The sequence below is a fragment of the Methylicorpusculum sp. genome, assembly GCF_030651835.1.
Lineage (GTDB): Bacteria > Pseudomonadota > Gammaproteobacteria > Methylococcales > Methylomonadaceae > Methylicorpusculum.
The window spans coordinates 36,385-60,052 of the sequence record NZ_JAUSBX010000058.1 but is presented as its reverse complement, the minus strand read 5'-3'; the positions used below and the strand labels follow the sequence as shown (position 1 = coordinate 60,052).

Here is a 23,668-nt window from a genome sequence, read left to right as displayed (position 1 = left end):
ATGAGGCTAAGTTACTTTTTTTCTAATTCAACCCGAAGTCAAAATGGTGTAACAGGCTTGAGCGTGTTCTGCAGCCGCCCGTCCCAGATCGGTTAAATAGCCACCATCATGCCGCGTGACCAAGCCTTTATCAAACATACGTTCTACCGCTTCAATCACAGAAGCATCCGCTGACTTATGGATCTTGATACCTTCTAAAGTCGTAGTCAGGTTATAGTGCAATAAAATGTTCAGCTCATCTACTAGTTCTTGTTTAAGCATAAAATCCCCTTAATCTTGGTTAAAAGTGTTAACCGCACACGCTGCCATCAGTGGTAGCGAAACGCTAATAATACTTAGTTTTACCGGGAAACGCTGAATAAATCTAAAGTGAAAACAGACTAATATGACTTTGACTGGGCTCAACCTAGAAAAAAATTAACAACTGTTCAATTTTTGATCAAGTAAAAACCATTGATAAACCATGTGTTTATTAAAATTTATGCTCATTATGCAATTCGTTAGAAAAAATTAAATTGCTTTCCTAAAATCAGCGTCTTATCATAGCCCTGTTTATTTCAACGCTGCGTTTGAGCGGCATATTAAAAAAGTAAGAGAGTGTTATGGCAAATCAAGTTACAGGTACCGTCAAGTGGTTCAATGATGAAAAAGGTTTTGGATTTATTGAACAGGAAGGTGGTAAAGACGTTTTCGTTCACCACAGTGCAATCAACGGTTCTGGCCGTAAAACCTTGCATGAAGGCCAAAAAGTTACTATGGAAGTAACTCAAGGTCAAAAAGGCCCTCAAGCGGAAAACGTAACACCCGCTTAAAAATAATCCAATTAAACTGCCCAATTCATTTTGGGCAGTTTTTTAATAAAAGCCTTACAAATCGTTCCTGTTTACCGATGTCTAATGTTATGGCACGTAAATCAAGACTGATGTGCAATTTTTTACCTTAACGAAAAGATTTAACACATCCAATATTCCAGACAGTTTCCAGTAAACTGCCTAGCCGCATTGACCACTTTTAAGATCGGAAGCTTGATAAAAAAGCACGCCATTCGTCGCCTTAAGCGCCAGTTTTTTAATACTCTATAAAATTAGACCGACTCCCGAAAGATCAATCTCTGTTGCTTTGAATCCGGTATTCCGGCTTCTCATCACAAGATAATTCAACTAAATCTCCTCCGATCAACCTATTCACGTTTATCAACTTAAATTTAATCTGATAAGATGGGATATTAGCCCTAAGAAGGTTTAAATCATTTACTCAAGGCGAATTACCTAAAGAATATGGCTCAATACATTTATTCCATGAACCGGGTCGGCAAAATTGTCCCGCCCAAAAAATATATTCTCAAAGATATCTCCCTGTCATTCTTTCCAGGCGCCAAAATTGGCGTGTTAGGCCTGAACGGCTCCGGAAAATCGACGCTGCTGCGCATCATGGCCGGCATTGACAAGGAAATTGAAGGTGAGGCTATACCATTAAAAGGTATCAATATCGGCTATCTGCCGCAGGAACCTCAACTTGATCCCACCAAAACCGTCAGGGGCAATGTTGAAGAAGCCGTCGCTGATATTAAAGCAATACTGACCCGCTTTGATGAAGTGAGCAATGCCTTTGCTGATCCGGATGCTGATTTTGATGCCTTACTGACCGAGCAAGCCGCGCTACAAGACAAAATTGAAGCGGCAGGCGCCTGGGAATTGGACAGAAAGCTCGAAATTGCCGCCGATGCATTGCGTTTGCCTGACTGGGACGCCGATGTAACCACGCTATCGGGGGGTGAAAAAAGACGTGTAGCCTTATGCCGTCTGTTGCTGTCAAATCCCGATATGCTGCTGCTTGATGAACCGACCAACCATCTGGACGCCGAATCGGTCGCATGGCTGGAAAGGTTTTTACACGATTACTCCGGCACTGTTGTCGCAGTCACCCATGATCGCTATTTCCTGGATAATGTTGCAGGCTGGATTCTAGAGCTCGATAGAGGTTCCGGAATACCATGGGAAGGCAATTATTCAAGTTGGCTGGAACAAAAAGGCAAACGCCTGGAACTTGAAGAAAAACAAGAATCATCCCGCCAAAAAGCCATGAAAATGGAACTGGAATGGGTACGCTCCAATCCCAAAGGACGTCATGCTAAAAGTAAAGCACGTTTAGCCCGTTTCGATGAACTGGCATCCCAAGAAGTCCAAAAACGCAACGAAACCCAGGAGATCTACATTCCACCCGGACCTCGTTTAGGTGATATTGTCATTGATGCCGAAAATGTCAGCAAAGGTTTTGGCGACCGCCTCTTGTTCAATAATTTAAGCTTTAAGCTGCCTCCCGGCGGCATTGTCGGCATCATCGGCCCTAACGGTGCAGGTAAAACCACATTATTCAGAATGATGGCCGGCATTGAAAAACCTGATGATGGCACGCTGACGCTGGGACAAACCGTCCAGCTGGCTTACGTTGATCAGTTGCGTGACAACATGGATGCCGGTAAAACAGTCTTTGAAGAAATTACCGATGGATTGGACATGATTACCGTGGGTAAATATGAAACACCGTCGCGTGCCTATGTCGGACGCTTTAACTTCAAGGGTGCGGATCAGCAAAAAAGAATCGGCGATCTTTCCGGCGGCGAACGCAACCGCGTACATCTCGCGAAACTACTGAAAAGCGGCGGAAACGTTTTATTACTTGATGAGCCGACAAACGACCTTGATGTTGAAACTCTGCGCGCACTGGAAGACGCCTTGCTGGCTTTCCCCGGTTGTGCCGTGGTTATTTCGCATGATCGCTGGTTCCTGGATAGAATCGCTACGCATATACTGGCTTTTGAAGGCGACAGCCAAGTCGTATGGTTCGAAGGCAATTATCAGGATTACGAAGCAGATCGCCACCGCCGATTAGGCAGTGATGCTGACAACCCGCACCGCTTGAAATATAAAAAATTAACCCAGTAATGAGTCACCCCTATCTGATCTAAACATATTTTGTTTCAAAAAGGTGCGGGGTGTGTTTGGCGAGGATGTCGGCAGCAGGGATGCTGCCGTCAAGCCTCCTGGGACGGATTCACGGCGGACCTCGACAGGCAAATCCCGAACCTTTATTCAAGTCGAACGATTTTTCAGCATGAAATGGTTAAGGAATAAGCACAAAACACCCCCACAAGCATGACTGTTTGTGGGGCTCGGTGGCTCGTCTGACAGGACGGGACGCCGACACTTGTCAATCGAGCCACCGGAACCCCTTCCAGTCTTTGAAGAATATGTTTCATGCTTGTTCCTAAGTTAGATGCCGATTATAGAAAATCAGAACTGGAGCCTAATAACTAACCACACAACTGATCAACCCGGCAAAATCCGCTCATGTTGCTTGATAAAAGCGGCAATTTGACTTCTAGCAAGCAGTTTAACGGGTAAACAGAAATCCTGAGTAGACAAACCTCGCTGCTCTAACGATTCGGTTTCCGCATAAAAAGCATTAACATCGTAAATTTCCAAGGCTTCGAAAATAGCCGTAGTCGCTTTCAATCCCAAATCATCAGGCCGCTGATTTTTTTTTATTTGAAATACGCCGTCGTCAATAAACAGCAAAGACACAGCCTGATCAAAAGCCGCCGCGCTCATTATCTGATCAAGCGCTTCCTGAACAGGCACGCCACAGGCTGATTTGCTGATAATAAATAGAAACTTTTTCATCTGGATCAAGGGAAAACGATCAGTCGATCAGCCAACAAAGAGGCCTCGATCATTTGCCCCAAACCTGAAATTCGAAAGCCTTCCGCGAGATCATTATCCAATTTCCCCTGCCTTTGGGCTTCATCCGGATGTAATAAGCCCCGGCGTTGGGCTGCCGAAACGCAAATAACCAAATCAATAGCATGCTCTTTTGACAAAGCAGACCATAAACGTGAAAAATTCAGCTCATCGTCCGGCGGAGTGGAATAACGGTAACCGTGATAGATACCTTCCTTGTAGAAAAATATCCTGATGACCTGATGGCCAGCCGCTATCAGCTCACAAACGAAACGATAAGCATAAAAACCATTTTGACCTGCAGTAGGACTGCTATTGATCTGAAGGGTGAATTTCATTTTTAATAAGAGTTGTTAGAGAGACACAAATTGCTAGACGGTCTTTCAAAAGATTATAATCGGCCACGATTTAAAACAAAATGCTGACATGTCCTTTTCTCCTCCTCACTTGCTCGACTCTTGACACTACCACAGTTACGTTTAAACCGGGGATTGGCAATCATCTTAAAATTTCGCTTGAGAGCTTGGTATGAGCATTTCCGGCAAGTCTAGCAATTGGAGATCAGCAAAAATCCGTCATTCAAGCTCCCCTATAGAACACCCTACCCAGGGGAGTTTCCGAGTGGCAACTGATCAAGCAAGCCTTAAACAAAGGAACCAAAATTCCGCTCATATGTCCGATCTTTCATGATAAAAAATACCGCTAAATTTTTTGCCGCTTATTTAGTCCTTGCAACTTACAGCGCTGCCGCCCTTGACTTGGAACCCGAAAAATTCAATTTGCCGGATATCGGTGATTCCTCCGGCACACTGATTTCTCCGGTACAGGAACAAGAACTGGGTGAAGCCTTTTTCAGAAGCTTGAATTCACAGATCGATATCAACCAGGATGTTGAAATTCAGGAGTACATTGAAACCATTGGCAACAAGCTTGTGGCAAACAGCGATTCACCCGGAAATCCGTTTCATTTTTTTGTGGTTAATGATAATGCCATCAATGCGTTTGCAGGCCCCGGCGGTTTCATAGGTGTTAATTCGGGATTGATTTTAACAACTGAAGCGGAAAGTGAGCTAGCTTCGGTAATGGCTCACGAAATTGCACACGTTACTCAACGCCATCTTTACCGGGCGTTCGAAGCCGCCAGCCGCCTGTCTATTCCAACCGCGGCCGCAACGCTGGCGGCCATATTATTAGGCACCCAATCACCTGAACTTGCCCAAGCAGCTATTGTGGCGGTCCAAGCCAGCAGCATACAATTTCAAATCGACTTTACGCGCGACAATGAAATGGAGGCGGACCGGGTCGGCATGCAAACATTGGCTAATTCAAAATATGACCCACGCAGTATGCCGATTTTTTTTGAACGGCTACAACAATCAAGCCGGTATTACGGACGCGGCATTCCTGAATTTTTAAGAACTCACCCGGTTACTTCATCTCGGATCTCAGACACACGGGGACGGGCCGAAAAATATCCTTATCAGCAATACCCTGACTCGCTAGGCTACCTGATTACCCAGGCAAAACTACGGGTGAGCACAAGTCATGATTTATCTGCAGTGCAGGATTATTTTAAAATCAGGATTAACCAGGGAACGATCCAACAACGCGCGATAGCCCGCTATGGACTGGGCCTGGTTTATTTAAAGCAGCAGCAATTTAACGAAGCTGCCGCACTTTTTAAGCCATTGATGACTGAATACCCGGAACAGACCCATTACGTGACAGCAATGGCTAAAACAGCTCAAGAATCCCGTGACTACCCCGCCGCGCTGGATTTATACAAAAAAGCACTGTTTCAGTTTCCAGGCAATACGGCGCTAAAAATGGATTACATCAGCACGCTGCTCAAGATAGGCAAACCAGAAGAGGCGAGAGAAATCATGCTCTTACTGCCCCCTAAAATTAAACAAAGCGCCCTTTATCTTAAGCTCTTGGCTCAAATTTCCAGTGATTTACAGCAACCTGCGGAATCCCACCGTCATCTTGCCGAATACTATTACAAACTGGGCCAAAATGAAGCCGCTATCATACAGATTAAACTGGCTCAAAAGGCAGCCGGGCTGAACCAGCATCTTTCTGCAATTCTAGATGAGCGCTTGGCTTTTTTTATCAATGAGGAACGCGAGCGCAAACTCAATCGATAAACTAAATCGCCCATTAAAAAAATTAGCGAAGGTGAACTGAAACTTAATGACTGAAAAAACCCTGGCAATCGCTGCCGATTGAAAAGCCTGTTTCAAACTTAATATGACTTATAACTTACTGATGAATAACTATGTTTTCGACACGAAACCATTATTTTATTTAATTTGGCTATTTTGATAGACAATATGTTTTTTGATGGTATAGAATGCTCGGCAGCTAAACGGAGTGAGCCCGATTCTAAATCGGTAATGAGGAGGATAGACCAAATCGGTCTCGTAACAATAACAATAACAAACGAGTTAAAGCTTAGTTGGCCTTGAGTCAACAACGTTCATCCAATAATAATAATAACACCTGAACATGCCCGCGTAAGCGGGCTTTTTATTGCCTGAAAAAATCCAAAACCTATGTTTCTGCACCAAAAAAGGCGATCCACAATGACCGCCATTTCATAAAAAAATCAAAACATCCGATCACATGCTCAAGCGCACTCCAATCCAACCGGCTCTGGGCGCTCCTGGCGAGACAAAACGGCCATCGTCATAAGCGTCACCCAACACCTCATCCGCTTCACCATAAACACCGAATGAGTTGTAGCGCTTATCGAATATGTTGTCGACCCGGCCAAACACAGCAAAATTCTGGGTCACTTTGTATTCGGCCTTGCCGTTAAACAACCAGTAGCCGCTTAATTTGTCGTGATTGTTGGCCTCGTCACCCCTAAAGAAGCGGGCACCGCTATAAGTGCCATCCATGCCCAGCGAGACTTTTTGCCACAAATCAACGCTGACGGCCGCTTTAAACATATGCTCCGGTATCCCGGGAATCCGATCTCCCTTTTCAACCATCACACCCTCATCATTATCTTCATCAACCGGATCCTGAGTTTTAAATCCACTTAAGAAACGGGCGTTCAGATACGTATAATTCGTCATAAAATGCCAATCATCTATACTGCTGAATAACTGCGGATAATTGACCATGGCCCCCGCTTCAACTCCGTAGCGTCGGGTTTTACCCACATTGTCAAAAAAACCTTCACTGATACTGTCACCGCCACGCTGGAAGATAATATCGTTCGAATTAGTGGTATGAAAATAACCCAGATTCCATTTTAACTCGCCATGCCCCAATAATTGATTCAAATCCCCTCTGAAGCCACCCTCATACGTTTTAGCCACGACTTGCTCAAGTGGCGGGTCAGCGACGAAGGAATTCGGCAACTTACAAGGCGCTTCAGGATCGGCACAACTGAGTTCCATAGGCGATGGAATCCGGGAAGACTCACTGTAGCCCCCATAAACCGTCAAGTTGTCTAATAGCTTGTAGGTCAAGCCACCCGATGGATTCAGACGCTCAAAAGTATGGGAACCGTCCAACGTTTTGCCGGGATCATTGACGTACTGATCAATCATGTTGATATGCGAATAGTTGTAGCGCCCGGCAATGGTGGCACTCAATTTCTCGGTAACATCAAACGTATCGGTCAAAAAAACGCCTACCGTCGAAGTATTGGTATCCAGACGCACTCTTGATTCATCAACAAGCACACCACTTCTTGTCGTTCCTCTCGTGCTCGTTAAAGAGCCCAATTCCGTATCCGATGAAAAATTGACTTTGGCATAATCGTAACTCACGCCGGTCGTTAAACTGTTTTTGTGCTTGAACAAGTCCTGACCGAAGGTTGCCTGCAAGGTACCTCCCCGGCTGCGCATATTGGTTTGACTGGTGTTGTTCGTTGCGCCCTCGACAGCATCGGAAGCAAGAATATCATTACCGAAAATATCGGCGACACGTTCTTCATCACCATCATCTTCCTCGCAAAGAAAACTGGCATTACCGGCATCCCTACAGGCCTCAAAATCACTGTCATCACCATTAAATGTCTTGATACGATTCTGACGAAAATAAGCATTACCGCTGAGTTCAATATCATCGGTCACAGCGTAACTACCTTCCAGCTCAGAAAAAAACATACGGGTTATCGTTTGATCAGGATGGGTAAAAACCGCTTTTCTATGCTCATCCAGCAACTGAACCGGCACAGCACCGTTTCCTCTCAAATCGTTATCATTGCCGCCCAATGTCAGATCCAGAGAGCCTTTATCGCCCCGCCAGCTTAAGGTGCCGAAAGCCTGATCCGCCTTGGTCGGGGAAAAATCCCGCCAGCCTTCTTCTTCAAAATGATGCAGATCCAAAAAATAACCCCAGGTTCCGTTATTCCAGCCACTGGTTAGCTCTTCCGAATGCCGGCCCCAGGAGCCGCCATAAGCCTCAACTTGATGTCCTGGCGCAGAAAATCCGGTTTTAGTCCTGACCGAAATTGCACCACCCAGACTGTTTAAACCATAGACAGGATTGGATCCGGGATACAAAGCCATGGACTCGATAGCCCCTTCAGGGACCAAATCCCAATTGACCGTATCGCCGAACGGCTCGTTAAATCGGACGCCATTGACATAGGTAGACAAACCTTGCGGCAAGCCCAACAAAGGTGAGGCAACAAAACCCCGGTAGTAAATATCAGGCTGTAGCGGATTATTTTGAGCATCATTGACGTGCACGCTGCCGAGATAACGATTTAAATACTCAGCCAATGAAATAGCCTGTGCATTCTGCAATTGCTCTGATGTGACGGTTTGAATGTTTGCAGGGATCTTATCGACAGGCACATCCGATCCGGGCAACGGCGTTACGCCAATCACTTCCATAGCCTCCAGCTCCATCGCATCGCCATCAGCAAAAGCTGACTTACCGCTAGCTAGACAAGCAACGCCCAATACTGCACAAAAAAGTCTTTTCATTCCTTTTATCCCATGAAAATTTGGTTGGCCATGATATGAGGATGACTAAAAAATAACCATCGGCTTTAAAAAAAAGGAAATATTCCTAAACCCTGATTGAATACCCCCATGAAATCGAAGTGATTCAGCCTTAATTGTTTATAATATGCACGACGAGCGGCACTCTGATAGGTGATTATCTGTTTGCATACAACAGACCTGGCTAGAGTTCGAAGCGTTGACCCAAAAAACTCAAGGCACTTAATGCGTTAATCGATCTCCTTGAGTCATGTTTTCATTCATACATTAGCCCAGGGTACTTCCATGACCACCCCACCCATAGCCACAAAAATTCAGCAATTTTACGGCTCACAAGTACAAAAAGCGCAACAAAGCGAGTATTACAAAAAACTCATGGACATGCCTACACCCAAAAGATGGATGACCTTAGCCGGAGTTTTTGCGGCATCCCAAGTCATCGTATTCAGTGGGCTTTATCTGATTTTCGGAAAAATAGTGGTCATTGGCTTCCTCGCCAGCATTTTGGCAGGCCTTGCCACAGGCGTCGGCGCCATTCCTGCTTTATTTTTTACCAACATATCCAGAAACCTCTTCAACAGCATGCTGGGAGCCGCCGCCGGCGTGATGCTGGCAGCTACGGCTTTTTCGTTACTGGTTCCCGGCATAGCCTATGGCAACGAAATTTGGCCTGGCAATGGGTTATGGGTAGTCGCGCTAGGCATGGTCATAGGCGCTTTATTTCTTGACATTGCAGACCGCCAGTTGCCGCATATCCATTTTGATGCGGCAATGAATAGCCAGTTAACTTCGTTAAAAAAGATCTGGCTGTTTATTATTGCCATTACGATACATAATTTTCCTGAGGGCATGTCGGTAGGTGTGAGTTTTGGCTCGGGCGACATGAAAAACGGTATCGTATTAGCAACGGCAATTGCCTTACAGAATCTTCCTGAAGGACTGGCCGTTGCACTGCCTCTGGTAGGACTGGGTTACAACAAATGGCGAGCCGTTGCGATAGCTACAGCAACAGGACTGGTTGAACCTGTCGGGGGTTTACTCGGGATAACCATGGTCACCGTATTTTCACCTATACTGCCTATTGCCATGGGCTTTGCTGCCGGCGCCATGCTGTTTGTTATCAGCGAAGAGATCATCCCTGAAACACATTCCAATGGACGCTCGCGTTTTGCGACCTTTGCATTGATGATCGGTTTTATCATTATGATGGCTCTGGATAATATTCTGGGTTAATTGCAAGCGATTAAACGCTACACCCCCATTCCGAAAAAACTCGTCGCTACTCGTCAAGCGACGAGCTGAATAACCTCATTCATTCAACTGTCCACTATCAACCTTTATGGAAACCGCTCAAATAGCATTGCAAAACCTGGCAAGCTCTTTTATGGTCATCAACTTTGCCGAACTATCCTTGACCGGACTGACCAGTTTTACACTGATCGCAGCCGCTGAAATTGGCGATAAAAGCCAATTGGTTTGCATGACACTGGCAGCAAGACATCGGTCATTTCCGATTATTTTCGGCGCCATTGCGGCATTTGCCTTACTGAATACCTTGGCGGTTATTTTTGGCGCAGCAATCGCCAACTGGCTGCCTGACTATATTGTTGCATCGACGGTGGCAATTTTGTTTGCTGTCTTTGGCATTCATGCCTTGCTGTCAAAAGAAGAAGAGGACGATGAAGACATCAAGGAAAAAAGCGGACATGGCATTTTTTTCACCACGTTTTTACTGATCACTTTGGCTGAATTTGGGGACAAAACCCAGCTGGCCGTTGTCGCATTAAGCAGCACATCACAACCCTTTGCAGTCTGGCTGGGGGCCACCTGCGCACTAACTTTTACGTCAGCCTTAGGGGTTATTGCCGGCAGAACGATTATGAAAAAAATACCTTTAGTGTTACTGCACCGTATCAGCGGAAGTATTTTTCTAATTTTGGCTGTAGCGGCAGGCTATCAAGCTTATTTAAGCTTTGCCGTTTTATAAAAAATCCCGCAAAAGAGACGCCCTTAGCTAGAGGCAATGTCTGATAATTTCCAAAATTATCAGACATTGCCGGCCCTGTTCTTTTTTAGTTGCGCGATAATAATAAATAACATTGTGTTTCAATGCCTTAAATTAATCTTAACCACCAGTCGACCTACATTTTCACTAAAATTCCCACAATAGTTTTGACACAACACAGTCGACCATGATAAAAAGTGCCCTGTCGTAGATATTCACATCGACAGCGTCCTTATAGACAATACTATAAGGACTCCCCTTTGAGGAGAGGGGGCTTTAAATCATTATTAAAATAACAAAGAGGATATTAAAATGGCAGAAGCACAAGAAAAAGATAACTTTTGGTTATGGATCGGCGGAATCATTGTCGTGACAGTCGTCCTTGTTTTGGTGTTGAAAAGCAGAGAAACCGAGCATTTAGCAAGTGACGCCATACAAATCCAAAAAGCTGAAGTTGAAAAAACTTTCGCTAAAAGAAAAACTTCAAATACAGCTGTAGAATAAGTTTTTGACCCCCGTTGACTTTCGACGGGGGGTTTTTAAGCACACCTCAAGCCAGCCCAAGATACATACCTCTCTTTAGAATTATCCCCCCATTTGATTTGATCTTATTAATTGTGTTTGAAGCCGGCAATTAAATTAACATCTGCACAGACATTGATTGATCGCTATACGGCTGATCTGACTGCAACTCCATTCGAACCGACTGAGAAATTGCATCTCATGCTCTGCACCACTTTATACATACCACGCCAGATAACGCACCACGATAAAGCATTTAAACAACATGAGTTATACTTGACTTTCCAAGAGCATTTTTAATTAAAAGTTAACCTTTTTAAGATCTCCCAGCAAAATCATAAACATCCTTTCAAACGAAAAAAACCATCAAATCCAAAAACATAATCTTTTTTTCAGCAAAGGATATTCGACTACCCTGCACAACAAAACCTCTGATTGGCATTTTTTATGCTTAGTTAAAGGAAAATAACCTCATAATAAAAAGTGACACTATGTCTAGTATCTGGGAAAACTATAAAACCGATAACGCCTACGACGAACTGATGTTTGCTGAATATCAACCGCGAGCCGTTAGCCATACGCTTTGTCAGTATCTAAATACCCTCAACAGGGAAGATATAGACAAACGAAAAACAGCGGCCGAACTCGCTATTCTCGAAATGGGCATTACCTTCACGGTATACAGCGACGAAGGTAATATAGATAGAGCCTGGCCGTTCGATATCATCCCCAGAATCATTGATGCGCGCGAATGGAAAATCATAAACAAAGGCCTTAAACAAAGACTGACCGCGTTAAACTGCTTTATCAGCGATGTTTACGATCAGCAAACATTCATTAAGGAAAACCTGATACCTCAGGAAATTATAAGCAGCTCTAAAAACTTTAGAAAAGAGTGCGTCGGTATAAAGCCTAAACATAACGTCTGGGCAAACATATGCGGCACCGATTTGGTGCGCGACAAAAATGGCGTCATGTATGTCCTGGAAGATAATCTGAGAGTACCGTCCGGTGTATCCTACATGCTTGAAAACAGGATCATCACCAAACGCGTATTCCCCGAATTACTTCAAGACATTGAGATTCTTCCTATCGATGATTACCCGACGCAATTGCACGAAATGCTTTGCTCAATCGCCCCTAATCCCAATGGTAAGCCTCAAATTGCGGTACTGACACCCGGCATTTATAACTCGGCTTATTTTGAACACGCCTACCTTGCTCAACAAATGGGCGCTCAATTGGTTGAAGGCAGCGATTTGATAGTCGATGATGACGATTGTGTCTACATGCGCACCATTGAAGGTCACGAAAAGGTGGATGTTATTTACCGGCGTATTGATGATGACTTTTTAGATCCCGAAGTTTTCCGCAAAGACTCCATCCTTGGCGTACCGGGCCTGATGCGCGCCTGGAAAGCGGGTAATGTCGCACTGGCCAATGCACCGGGAGCCGGAGTGGCTGACGACAAGGTGGTCTATGCCTACGTTCCTGAAATGATTCGTTATTATCTTAATGAAGAACCCATACTGCCTAATGTGGAAACCTATTTATGCAGCAATCCGGATCATCTGGATTATGTGCTCAAACACTTGGCAGAACTCGTGGTCAAACCCGCCAATGAATCAGGAGGTTATGGCATGCTGGTAGGGCCTCATGCAACAGCCAAGGAAGTAGAGGCCTTTAGAAAAGTAGTGATAGGCAATCCCAGAAACTACATTGCCCAGCCAACGTTAGCTATATCGACATCGCCAACTTTGTGCAAAAATAAGCTTGAACCTCGACATATTGACCTGCGGCCTTTTATTCTCCAGGGAGAAAACACTTTCGTTACAGCCGGAGGCCTGACTCGTGTCGCTTTGAAGAAAGGCTCATTAGTCGTCAATTCTTCTCAGGGTGGCGGCAGTAAAGATACCTGGATAATCAACATGGAGACAAACTGATGCTTTCTCGTTCTGCAGAGCGCTTATATTGGCTGGCTCGTTATTTGGAGAGGACTGAGAATATCGCTCGCCAAGTTAACGTACACATGAATTTACTGATGGACTTACCCAAAGATGTAGAAATGGGCTGGCAGCATTTAATTCAAATTAATGGTTGCAAAGACGCATTCTATTCTCGATACAGTTCAACCCAGGAAAGAAACGTAACGCGTTTCTTATTAACCGACACGACACACCCAGGCTCCCTGTTATCCTCTTTGAGTTTTGCCCGCGAAAATATCCGCACCTCTCGTGAACTGATGCCGGATGAAGCCTGGAGGCAGGTTAACGAGCTTTACCTTTACAGCAATAAACAAATCGATGCAATAACCAACCGCAGAAGCCGGGTGCTTTTTTTAAATGAGATTTTAGAGGGCTGCCAACGCTTTAACGGGCTGTTATCGGGCTACATGAGCCACGACAACGCTTACCGATTCATCAGACTCGGCAGAAATATTGAGCGGGCCGACATGACCACACGCATACTTGAATTGGGTTCAATATTGTTATCAGAGGCCAGAAGCCCTAGCGCGCGACAGTACGAGAACATACTCTGGATGAATATCCTGCAATCCCTAAACGCCCTACTGATGTATCGCCGGCACGTAAGAAGTAGAATCAAGGATGATGACGTGCTTAATTATCTGCTTTTGGACGAAGCCCTGCCCCGCTCGGTCAATTGCTGTCTTTTTGAAATGGCTGACGCTATACAATCGCTACCCAATCACAATCAGTTGCCTGAAAAATTGGCTGAACTCCAAGATTACGTCAAATCAATTGATACGCGACAAACCACTCAAACACAGCTACGCGTAATACTGGATCATTTGCAATCGAGACTGGGTGTTTTACACGCACAGATTGCAAAACACTGGTTTCTAAACAGTACGCAGGATCAATATCAATCTTCCTCCAAGACAGAAGAGCAAAACCCAGCTTAGGAACTAATTGAATAAGGCATAAACGGAATATAATGCCACTAAGATAAGCGTATTTTCTAGGAGCGGGCCATGCCCGCGACCAATGAGGTTAACTCGCGGGCATGGCCCGCTCCGACAATACTGTCTATCGATCCTATCCTTAATAATCCATTACAAATCAGCTAATAATGACTTGGATTTTGTTTTATCCAGTGAGGGCAGTCTTGAAAAGGCTTCCCGCAAAGTTGCTTCCCAGCTTTTTCTTAGATTCAACATATATGCGTTTTCCGCCTCAAAGCAATAGTATTCGTCGAGCTTGTAACTGTCCTTTCGATAAATAACCATTTCTATGGGCGGACCCACACTCACATTACTACGAATAGTAGAATCCATAGATACCAGACAACAGAGAGCCGCCTCGTCCAGATCGCTGTCAGGCTTTAAAAAACGGTCCAATACCGGCTTGCCGTATTTTGTTTCGCCTATCTGCAAGAAAGGCGTATGTGCCGAGGTGGTAATATTATTGCCCTCAGCATAAATCATATAAGCGGCGGGCGGCTCATCACCGATTTGCCCCGCAAGAATAAATGTCGCTGAAGGATTGAATGCGGACTGCCCTTCTGCATCCATATGTTGTTTTTGTTTTTCAAGACTGACCTGACCGAGATACTGGGCCGCTTCAGACAGATAATCCACTGTATTGATATTTATTTTTGCGTCTTTGATTTTATCTCGCTTGAGCTGCTCCAAAACAGCTTGAGTCGTCGCTAAATTGCCCGCACTCAACAAGACGATCGTCCTATCTTCGGATGTTTCAAATGCATGCATTTTTCCATAGGTACTGACGTTATCGATTCCAGCGTTGGTTCTTGAGTCAGAGACAAGAACAAGCCCTTCATTTAATGAGGCGGCGATACAATAAGTCATAATTCAATCTTTCAAAAAGTTAAAACAGTCATGCGGACCTCTAATAGCAGGTCTTGCTGATTAATTGGAGCGATCCATGCCTATAAAGCAAAAAAATATTAACCGGGTAAACCTCACCAGTTGCTTGATTACTGATTTTTAAAAAGTGATTCTTAAACAGCCGCATCCATCAGGAATCATCGGTGAGGCTGGCTAATTTTGCCAAATGCGCCATGCGCCCCGACAACTGCTCCGGACTGTGCGCACGGACAGTGGCATGTGCCACTTTCCTGCCCTTTCTAGGCGCCTTGTTATAAAAGTGAGGATGAACATCAGATAAGCTCAGCAATTCTCTTAGAGAAGGCATTCCGCCTATAAAATTCTGCATGGCTGAATAACCCACCGGGGATGTCCTGCCCAGAGGCATTGCTAAAATCGCTCTGAGATGATTTTCAAACTGACTGGTTTCCGCGCCTTCAATAGTCCAGTGACCTGAATTATGTACGCGCGGCGCAAATTCATTAGCAACAAGATGACTATCAACATCAAACAATTCGACCGCAATGACACCGACATAATCCAGACCAGAAAGCACTCGGGTCGCAATCGACTCTGCTTGCTGTTGCAATGGGTCATTTTCAGAGCATTTGGCGACTCTTAAAATTCCACCTTTATGATGATTTTCAGATAACGGATAGTAGGCTATTTCACCTGAAACACTTCGGACAGCGATGATGGAGACTTCCCTGCGGAACGGAACAAAGCCTTCCAATATACAGGACGCCCCCATAAGTTCACCCCAACCCGTAGCCAGATCTGACGGTGAACGCAACAGGACCTGACCCTTGCCGTCGTACCCTAGACGGCGAGTTTTCAGTATTGCAGGGTAGCCAATTTTTGCAGCCGCATTTTTCAAATCGCTCAAACTGTCCACGGCGGCAAATGGCGCCGTCGGGATGTCCAGATCACGCAAAAAATTCTTCTCTATCAGCCTGTCCTGGCCGATAGCCAGGGCTTTGGGAGCCGGATAAACAGTTGCATGCGCCGAAATAAAATCAATCGTCTCAGCCGGTACGTTCTCAAATTCATAAGTGATCACGTCGCATTGCTCAGCCATCTGCATCAATAAGACATGATCAGTATAAGCACCTTGCAGATGGGTACCGACTTCTGCCGCGCAGGCTTCTGAGGCAGGATCCAGAAATAAAAACTCCAAGCCTAAAGGTTTACCTGCCAAGGCCAGCATTCTGGCCAACTGGCCGGCACCAAAGATACCTACCTTCATAAATCGAGTTCTCTTGGATCTGGATTAGCAAGCACCGTATCGGTCTGCTGCAACCTGAACTGTCGCAATGCCTCTTTATGATCCTGATATTTATTAGCCAAAATAGCCGCTGCCAGCAACGCGGCGTTAACCGCACCCGCTTTTCCGATCGCGAGAGTGCCGACAGGAATACCTGCTGGCATTTGTACAATCGATAACAAAGAATCCATGCCGTTGAGTGCTTTTGATTGCACAGGAACGCCTAATACCGGAACCAGTGTCTTGGCCGCCACCATCCCCGGCAAATGAGCCGCGCCGCCGGCGCCGGCTATAATGACTTCAAGCCCTCTTGACTCAGCAGATTCAGCATATTTGAATAGCTTGTCCGGAGTCCTGTGGGCTGAGACCACTTCAACTTCGTGAGAAATACCTAACTGTTCAAGTTTTTCCGATGCGTGACGCATTGTTTCCCAGTCAGACGTTGACCCCATAATTATCCCGACCAAAACAGCGGCCATCAGCAGATTCCTCTCAACACCATCATGAATTACACATGCATCAAATTAAAAAAAGTTGTTAATTATACCTGAATTGGACCGGTTTAAAAATTTCTACAGCCTTAAGGCAAAAAAATAAATCCACTTAATGCGTGAAAACCCACTCACACAGCATAGAATCGATTTGAACCGGCTATCAAGAACAATTGAGTTGCTTGCCTGACAGTCTAGTCCCGGAAAATCCAAGAAAGCATCTTGACTACTCATCCACTTTGAATTGAAGACGTAGGCAATTGATTTCAAAGGATACATCAATACGTCTCTGCAGCTATCCGCAACACCCCTGTTGCAGAAGCCTTTTCAATCAACCACCTACACCCAATAAAATGGGAGGGGGTGAGCCAGCAATTCTCAATTTGAAGAAAAAAAGGGCTGGGAGAAGCTTTTTGAGGATGTCGGCAGCAGGGATGCTGCTGTCAAGCCCCCATGGAAGGGTTTACGGCGTTCCTCAAAAGGCTTTTCCCAGCCCGAAATGATGCCGAAAAAATCAAACGGAGAATTGCTGGGGGGGGTGAGCAGAAATGGAAACATCATTGAAAATACCTGAATGGACTGGAAACATACAAACAACAATAGCCTGCATACGGCCACCCAGCAAGCCTGGTACGTATGCACCAAAATGAAGCAACAACGAACTTATGGTGCATTATTTTTAATAAAATGTATTATTTGCTGCTTGTTGAAGAGCACTCAAATCCACAGGTTAGCTATTTGATGTAAAAACTGGTTTTTTTACATGGAGTTAAAATAGATACTAACAAATGGTTTACATTTTGCTAATAAAAAACAAATAATCCTTACTTTCGTAAAATTCTAATAATGAAGCAGCTAAAGTGTGGCATACCTGATGTCGATGGCTTTAAAACGTTTCCTACTTTTAACTTGTTAGTACGTTAAAAACTCAAAAATTTTCTCCAGTATCAAAACAATGTCATCAAAAACTTATAATCCTTGCGACTTGGTCATATACGGTGCACTAGGCGACTTATCCAGACGTAAATTATTGACTTGCCTTTACCGTCTTGAGCTATCTAATTTTATTGAACCTGATACCTGTATCATCGGTATCGATAGAATGGAACTGGAATCATCCGAATTTATTGAGATCGCACATAAAAGCTTGCAGGAGTTTTTAAACACGGATCTGGATGAGGCCGTCTGGAAAAGATTTTCATCACGGTTGTCATATTTGCAGATTGATCTGACTCAAATGGAGCAATACTCCAAACTTCTGGCTTTCGTTGATCACTCAAAGCGCGTCATGGTCAACTATTTTGCCGTGTCTCCTGTGCTTTTCAAAAGCATCTGCCAAGGGCTTGATCAATCCGGTGTTTTGAGCAGAACGTCCAGAATGGTGATGGAGAAACCCATTGGTCATGACCTTAAGTCTTCCCGCGAGATCAACGATGAAGTGGCCAAAGCATTCAACGAAGACCAGGTATTTAGAATCGATCACTATCTGGGCAAAGAAACAGTGCTTAATCTGCTTGCACTTCGTTTTGCCAATTCAATTTTTACAACCAACTGGGATCACAACACCATCGACCATGTGCAGATTACCGTGGCCGAGGAAGTGGGCATTGAAGGCCGCTGGGAATATTTTGATCACACCGGACAACTCCGGGATATGCTGCAAAATCATTTACTGCAAATATTAACTTTTGTGGCCATGGAACCACCTGCCACTCTCGAAGCACAAAGTATCCATAGCGAAAAAATTAAAGTGCTTAAAGCACTGCGACCGATTACCGCCAAAAATGTCAAAGAGAAAACGGTACGCGGCCAGTACACAGCGGGTTACATGAAAGGCAAACCGGTTCCCGGTTATCTTGAGGAAGAAGGCGCCAACACAAAAAGTATCACCGAGAGCTTTGTGGCACTGAGGGTTGATATCGACAACTGGCGCTGGGCCGGAGTCCCTTTTTACTTGCGGACGGGTAAACGAATGAACGGCAAAAGAACAGAAATTGTCATCAACTTCAAACGCCTGCCGCATAATATCTTTAGAGACAGTTACCGCGAACTGCCTCCCAACAAACTTATTATTCATTTGCAACCGAATGAGGGTGTTGAAATCCAGGTTTTAAACAAAATTCCGGGAATTGACGAAAACATCAAACTGCAAAAAACCAAGCTCGATCTCAGTTTTTCGGAAACCTTTAAAAATAGCCGTATTTTTGGCGGCTATGAGAAATTGGTGCTGGAGGCCATGCGCGGAAACCCGACGCTGTTTCTCAGCCGGGAAGAGATTGAACAGGCCTGGACCTGGATTGACTCGATACAGAATGCATGGACCCATCTGCTTGAATCACCCATATCCTATCCTGCAGGAACCTGGGGACCCATTGCCTCGGACTCTCTTCTGGCACAAGACGGGAGAGCCTGGGAAGGCTGAGAAAGGTCACTAAATACCGCTCTTTGTGAAACAGGATTCTCAACGGACAGGAACATAAATAAGCCATGAGTCCCATAAAGTTATATACGGTGAGAAAGAACTAATTAAATAAAATCCTGTAAGATAAAATTAAATCGTACGTTTTAACAACGCTTGTTTATAAAGCCGCAAAAGCGGCCAATCGAAGGAAGTAAGCTATGCACTCGGTATTAGAAAAAGTTACTCAGGATGTGATAAAACGCAGCCGCGAAACCCGCTCAATCTATCTGGCCCGAATTGATTCTGCTGTATCGGACGGCCCGGCACGTGGCGCACTCGGTTGCGGAAACTTAGCTCATGGCTTTGCTGCCTGTTCCCCCAGTGAAAAAATCGATTTGGCCGCGACTAAAAAAGCCAATGTCGCCATTATTTCCTCTTACAACGATATGCTGTCTGCGCATGAACCCTACAAAGACGCCCCGGCACTGATCAAAGCAGCCATCAGTGAAGCAGGCGGTATAGCTCAGTTTGCAGCAGGCGTACCCGCAATGTGCGACGGTGTGACCCAAGGCCAACCCGGCATGGAGCTATCCTTGTTCAGCCGCGATGTGATCGCGATGGCAACCGCAATTGGCCTGAGCCACAACATGTTCGATGCTGCGCTGTATTTGGGCGTTTGCGACAAAATTGTCCCGGGCCTGTTGATCGGCGCTCTTACATTTGGTCATCTACCTGCTGTTTTTGTGCCCGCAGGCCCCATGACCAGCGGCATAACCAACAAGGAAAAAGCCCGAGCAAGGCAAAAATTTGCAGAAGGAAAAATCAGCCGCCAGGAATTGCTGGAATCGGAATCCAAGTCTTACCATGGCCCCGGCACCTGTACTTTTTACGGCACGGCCAACAGCAATCAAATGATGGTCGAAATCATGGGCTTGCATTTACCTGGCAGCTCATTCGTCAACCCTTACACACCGATAAGAGATGAACTCACCAAAGCAGCTGCCAGGCAGGTACTGAAATTTACCGCTCAAGGTAATGACTTCAGACCAATAGGGCATTTGATCAACGAAAAAGCGATACTCAACGCTGTTATCGGTCTCCTGGCAACGGGCGGCTCAACCAACCACACCATGCATTTGGTAGCTATTGCTCGCGCCGCAGGCATTATTTTAAACTGGGATGATTTTGATCAGCTTTCACGGGCTGTGCCGCTGCTCGCTAAAATCTATCCGAATGGTCCGGCCGATGTTAACCACTTCCAGGCAGCAGGTGGCATGGGCGTCTTGATTGGCGAATTACTGGCTAACGGCTTGCTCCATGAAGATATCATCACCATTGCTGATAAGCCCGGCTTGAGTAACTATACCCAAGAGCCCAAAATGATTGAAGGCAAACTCTCCTGGGAACCCTCCCCTAAAGCTTCTTTAGACCCTGAGGTGATCAGCTCTGTTGCCAGTCCTTTTGCCGAAGGCGGCGGCCTGCATGTCATGCACGGCAATTTGGGCCGAGGTATTTCAAAGATTTCCGCAGTCGCCAAAGAGCATCAAATTGTTGAGGCGCCAGCCATGGTATTCGATGATCAGGATGATCTGATGGCAGCTTTCAAACGCGGTGAACTGGAAAAAGACTTTATCGCGGTCATTAGGTTTCAAGGACCTAAATCAAACGGCATGCCTGAATTGCATAAGCTGACCCCGCCTTTGGGCTCACTGCAGGACAAAGGATTTAAGGTTGCCCTGGTCACCGACGGCAGAATGTCAGGTGCATCCGGCAAGGTACCTTCAGCGATTCATATGTGCCCGGAATGTGCCGATGGTGGGCCGCTTGCGAAAGTAAGGAACGGAGATATCATCCACTTGAACACGCAAACGGGCGAAATCAACGTACTGATCGACAAGACCGAATTCAACGCGCGTAAACCGGCCATAAACTCCGCCAAAGATCATCATCATGGCATGGGCCGCGAGTTATTTGCCGGTTTCCGTCTAAATGCCACATCGGCAGAAAATGGCGCGAGCAATTTATTTTTCAATGATTAACTCAGGAAACTAAAAAACTCATCAAGCAAAAGCCATGGCTAAATGACCGTCAACATGAACATTTACTCTTCTCTCATATTTTTAAATAGAGAAAGAGTCAATCCTTCGTTGCAGGCTTTATGAGACAAAAGTGAATAATGCTGCGTTACCTTGTAAACACAGCGAACTGAATAATTTAACTTTCTGAAAAAACGGAACCGAATGAATCAATTAGACTGGAAAATTAATCCTAAAGATATTCTTAACGCCGGACCGGTAATGCCCGTGATGGTCATAAAACAACTGGAAGATGCCGTTCCTCTGGCCCAAGCCCTGGTTGCCGGAGGCATAAGAGTGCTTGAAATTACGCTGCGCACACCAGTTGCACTTGAGGCCATCAAAGCCATCAGCACGCATGTCAAAGACGCCATAGTCGGAGCCGGCACTATTCTGACGCCCATACAATTAGCCGCTGCAGAAGAGGCCGGCGCCGTTTTTGCAATCAGTCCAGGGCTTACGCCCAAACTATTGGAAGCCGCCTGCAAAAGCAGGATTGCGCTGATACCCGGCATCTCAACGTTATCCGAATTAATGATGGGTATGGAGTATGGCCTGGATCATTTTAAATTTTTCCCGGCTTCTGCAGCGGGTGGCGTCAATATGTTAAAAGGCATCGCCGGCCCTATTCCTGCTGCGACTTTTTGCCCTACCGGCGGCATATCGGCAGATAACTACAACGAGTATTTAAAACTACCCAATGTGGCCTGCGTAGGGGGTTCCTGGCTTGCGCCCGACGAGGCCGTCTCGACCAAAAACTGGCAAAAAATAACTGAACTGGCTAAAACAGCCATAGCAAATGCCGTGAAATAATTCCGGAAAATTGAACATCTTTGAATCAAACGGAATTATTCAATTACCAACATGTAATTAGTAATAACTCATCCGGACACTGTCAGTCGAACAGAGTCCGGATGACATACGAATACTTAACCAGAAGGGCTATGCCATGACTGATGATAACCATGTAATTTTACAGAACGAAACCACAAAAACATCTTGTGAACTGCCTGTTTTATCGGGGACCATTGGGCCCGATGTGATCGATATACGAACGCTCAGTCAAAAAACCGGCATGTTCACTTACGACCCCGGCTTTACTTCAACCGCAAGTTGCAGCTCCACCATCACCTATATTGATGGTGACCAGGGCATTCTGCTGTACCGGGGCTACCCAATAGAACAGCTTGCAGAAAAGTGTGACTTTCTGGAAGTGTGTTACCTGTTGCTTAAAAGCGAGTTACCTACCGGTAAAGAAATGCAGGGCTTCGTCAAAGAAGTTACGTATCACACCATGGTTCATGACCAATTGACCAACTTCTACAAAGGTTTTAGACGTGATGCTCACCCTATGGCAACGATTGTGGCCGTCGTGGGTGCATTGTCGGCTTTCTACCATCATGAACTGGATATCAGATGCCCGATTGACCGCAACTTGTCGGCCATTCGCTTGATTGCGAAAATGCCGACCATCGTTGCCATGAGTCATCGTTACAGCACCGGCATGCCTTTCATGTATCCACAAAATCGTTTGGGCTACGTTGAAAATTTCATGCACATGATGCATGCCACACCTTGTGAAGATTATGTTCAAAATCCTGTTCTGGTGAGAGCGATGGACAGAATCATGATTCTTCATGCTGATCATGAGCAAAATGCATCGACCTCGACAGTCCGTCTGGCGGGCTCCAGCGGTGCCAATCCCTACGCCTGCATCACGTCCGGAATTGCCTGTTTGTGGGGAGCAGCTCACGGCGGGGCGAACGAAGCCGTATTGAGAATGCTGGAGGAAATTGGTCATGTGTCAAAAATTGGCGAATTCATAAAACGCGCCAAGGATAAAAATGATCCTTTCCGGCTAATGGGCTTTGGTCACCGTGTTTATAAAAACCATGACCCGCGAGCCAAACTGATGCGTAATACCTGTCATGAAGTACTTACCGAATTGGGTTTGCATGATGACCCGCTGTTTGAACTCGCTCTTGAACTGGAGCGCATTGCTCTGGAAGATGATTATTTCATCGAAAAGAAACTTTATCCGAATGTCGATTTCTATTCCGGCATCGTGATGCGCGCGCTGGGCATACCTACAGTCATGTTCACGGCCATCTTTGCAATGGCCAGATCCGTAGGCTGGATTGCCCACTGGGATGAAATGATTTCCGATAAAGAACAAAAAATCGGCCGACCAAGACAACTGTATAAAGGACCCGCCAAACGCGATGTGATAGCCATTAGCGGGCGTTAATGGTTTATACTATCGCGCTTTAAAACCATTGCCGGTTCTTTGATGTTATTTTTAATTACATCAAAAAAGAATCGGCCGTGATTTAACCACGTAAAATTTACAACT

Annotated in this window: 19 protein-coding genes; 12 read left to right on the top strand and 7 right to left on the bottom strand. The window is 45.4% G+C overall.

From position 1 onward, the window contains the following. Positions 1–27 precede the first annotated feature (27 nt). Positions 28–261 carry a TIGR02647 family protein gene (locus tag Q7V32_RS07790; protein ID WP_304896412.1) on the bottom strand — a complete coding sequence of 78 codons (234 nt, stop codon included), beginning with the start codon at positions 259–261 and terminating at the stop codon, positions 28–30. A gap of 341 nt (positions 262–602) precedes the next feature. Between Q7V32_RS07790 and Q7V32_RS07785 the strand changes: the two genes are divergently transcribed. Together Q7V32_RS07785 and ettA are read left to right on the top strand one after the other, a co-directional pair. Beyond that, a complete protein-coding gene (locus Q7V32_RS07785) occupies positions 603–812 on the top strand; it encodes a cold-shock protein (RefSeq protein ID WP_159656439.1) in 210 nt (69 codons plus the stop codon). 465 nt (positions 813–1,277) lie between these two features. Beyond that, positions 1,278–2,945, top strand: a complete 1,668-nt coding sequence (ettA, locus tag Q7V32_RS07780) for an energy-dependent translational throttle protein EttA (protein ID WP_304896411.1) — start codon at positions 1,278–1,280, stop codon at positions 2,943–2,945. A gap of 384 nt (positions 2,946–3,329) precedes the next feature. Here ettA and tusC read toward each other — a convergent pair whose 3' ends face one another. Next, complete coding sequence (gene tusC / locus Q7V32_RS07775) at positions 3,330–3,683, bottom strand: sulfurtransferase complex subunit TusC (protein ID WP_304896410.1); 354 nt, start codon at positions 3,681–3,683, stop codon at positions 3,330–3,332. Between the two features lie 5 nt (positions 3,684–3,688). Beyond that, the gene (gene tusD / locus Q7V32_RS07770; protein WP_304896409.1) at positions 3,689–4,078 is read right to left on the bottom strand and encodes a sulfurtransferase complex subunit TusD; all 390 of its coding nucleotides are present in this window, start codon (positions 4,076–4,078) and stop codon (positions 3,689–3,691) included. A gap of 348 nt (positions 4,079–4,426) precedes the next feature. On the opposite strand from tusD, the gene Q7V32_RS07765 reads away from it, so the two are divergent. Then, a complete protein-coding gene (locus Q7V32_RS07765; RefSeq protein WP_304896408.1) occupies positions 4,427–5,887 on the top strand; it encodes a M48 family metalloprotease in 1,461 nt (486 codons plus the stop codon). A 474-nt stretch (positions 5,888–6,361) separates the two neighbouring features. On the opposite strand, the gene Q7V32_RS07760 is transcribed toward Q7V32_RS07765, so the two are convergent. Next, the gene (locus tag Q7V32_RS07760; RefSeq protein WP_304896407.1) at positions 6,362–8,692 is read right to left on the bottom strand and encodes a TonB-dependent receptor; all 2,331 of its coding nucleotides are present in this window, start codon (positions 8,690–8,692) and stop codon (positions 6,362–6,364) included. Positions 8,693–8,995: 303 nt separating this feature from the next. On the opposite strand from Q7V32_RS07760, the gene Q7V32_RS07755 reads away from it, so the two are divergent. The 5 genes from Q7V32_RS07755 to Q7V32_RS07735 all read left to right on the top strand — a co-directional run bounded on the left by Q7V32_RS07755 (position 8,996) and on the right by Q7V32_RS07735 (position 14,160). Next, positions 8,996–9,943 (top strand): ZIP family metal transporter, encoded by a 948-nt coding sequence (locus Q7V32_RS07755; protein WP_304896406.1) that lies wholly within the window; start codon positions 8,996–8,998, stop codon positions 9,941–9,943. Between the two features lie 106 nt (positions 9,944–10,049). Beyond that, positions 10,050–10,697 carry a TMEM165/GDT1 family protein gene (locus Q7V32_RS07750; protein ID WP_370691435.1) on the top strand — a complete coding sequence of 216 codons (648 nt, stop codon included), beginning with the start codon at positions 10,050–10,052 and terminating at the stop codon, positions 10,695–10,697. A 330-nt stretch (positions 10,698–11,027) separates the two neighbouring features. Continuing rightward, positions 11,028–11,219: a hypothetical protein gene (locus tag Q7V32_RS07745; protein WP_159656455.1), complete on the top strand. Its 192-nt coding sequence runs from the start codon at positions 11,028–11,030 to the stop codon at positions 11,217–11,219. 509 nt (positions 11,220–11,728) lie between these two features. Then, positions 11,729–13,180, top strand: a complete 1,452-nt coding sequence (locus Q7V32_RS07740; RefSeq protein WP_304896405.1) for a circularly permuted type 2 ATP-grasp protein — start codon at positions 11,729–11,731, stop codon at positions 13,178–13,180. Continuing rightward, positions 13,180–14,160 (top strand): alpha-E domain-containing protein, encoded by a 981-nt coding sequence (locus tag Q7V32_RS07735; protein ID WP_304896404.1) that lies wholly within the window; start codon positions 13,180–13,182, stop codon positions 14,158–14,160. Before Q7V32_RS07740 ends, Q7V32_RS07735 begins: the two co-directional genes overlap by 1 nt. Before the next feature lie 150 nt (positions 14,161–14,310). On the opposite strand, the gene Q7V32_RS07730 is transcribed toward Q7V32_RS07735, so the two are convergent. The 3 genes from Q7V32_RS07730 to purE form a co-directional block, all read right to left on the bottom strand. Continuing rightward, entirely contained in the window at positions 14,311–15,066 is a 756-nt protein-coding gene (locus Q7V32_RS07730) for a peptidase (RefSeq protein ID WP_304896403.1), read from the bottom strand. 169 nt (positions 15,067–15,235) lie between these two features. Continuing rightward, a complete protein-coding gene (locus Q7V32_RS07725) occupies positions 15,236–16,330 on the bottom strand; it encodes a 5-(carboxyamino)imidazole ribonucleotide synthase (protein WP_304896402.1) in 1,095 nt (364 codons plus the stop codon). Further along, positions 16,327–16,827, bottom strand: a complete 501-nt coding sequence (purE, locus tag Q7V32_RS07720) for a 5-(carboxyamino)imidazole ribonucleotide mutase (RefSeq protein WP_304896401.1) — start codon at positions 16,825–16,827, stop codon at positions 16,327–16,329. Before purE ends, Q7V32_RS07725 begins: the two co-directional genes overlap by 4 nt. Positions 16,828–17,794: 967 nt before the next feature. On the opposite strand from purE, the gene zwf reads away from it, so the two are divergent. The 4 genes from zwf to gltA all read left to right on the top strand — a co-directional run bounded on the left by zwf (position 17,795) and on the right by gltA (position 23,563). Beyond that, positions 17,795–19,261 carry a glucose-6-phosphate dehydrogenase gene (zwf, locus tag Q7V32_RS07715; protein WP_304896400.1) on the top strand — a complete coding sequence of 489 codons (1,467 nt, stop codon included), beginning with the start codon at positions 17,795–17,797 and terminating at the stop codon, positions 19,259–19,261. A gap of 197 nt (positions 19,262–19,458) precedes the next feature. Continuing rightward, complete coding sequence (gene edd / locus Q7V32_RS07710; RefSeq protein WP_304896399.1) at positions 19,459–21,279, top strand: phosphogluconate dehydratase; 1,821 nt, start codon at positions 19,459–19,461, stop codon at positions 21,277–21,279. Between the two features lie 201 nt (positions 21,280–21,480). Continuing rightward, complete coding sequence (locus Q7V32_RS07705) at positions 21,481–22,128, top strand: bifunctional 4-hydroxy-2-oxoglutarate aldolase/2-dehydro-3-deoxy-phosphogluconate aldolase (RefSeq protein WP_304896398.1); 648 nt, start codon at positions 21,481–21,483, stop codon at positions 22,126–22,128. A gap of 136 nt (positions 22,129–22,264) precedes the next feature. Beyond that, on the top strand, positions 22,265–23,563 hold the full coding sequence (gene gltA, locus Q7V32_RS07700) for a citrate synthase (RefSeq protein ID WP_304896397.1): 1,299 nt from the start codon (positions 22,265–22,267) through the stop codon (positions 23,561–23,563). Positions 23,564–23,668 lie beyond the last annotated feature (105 nt).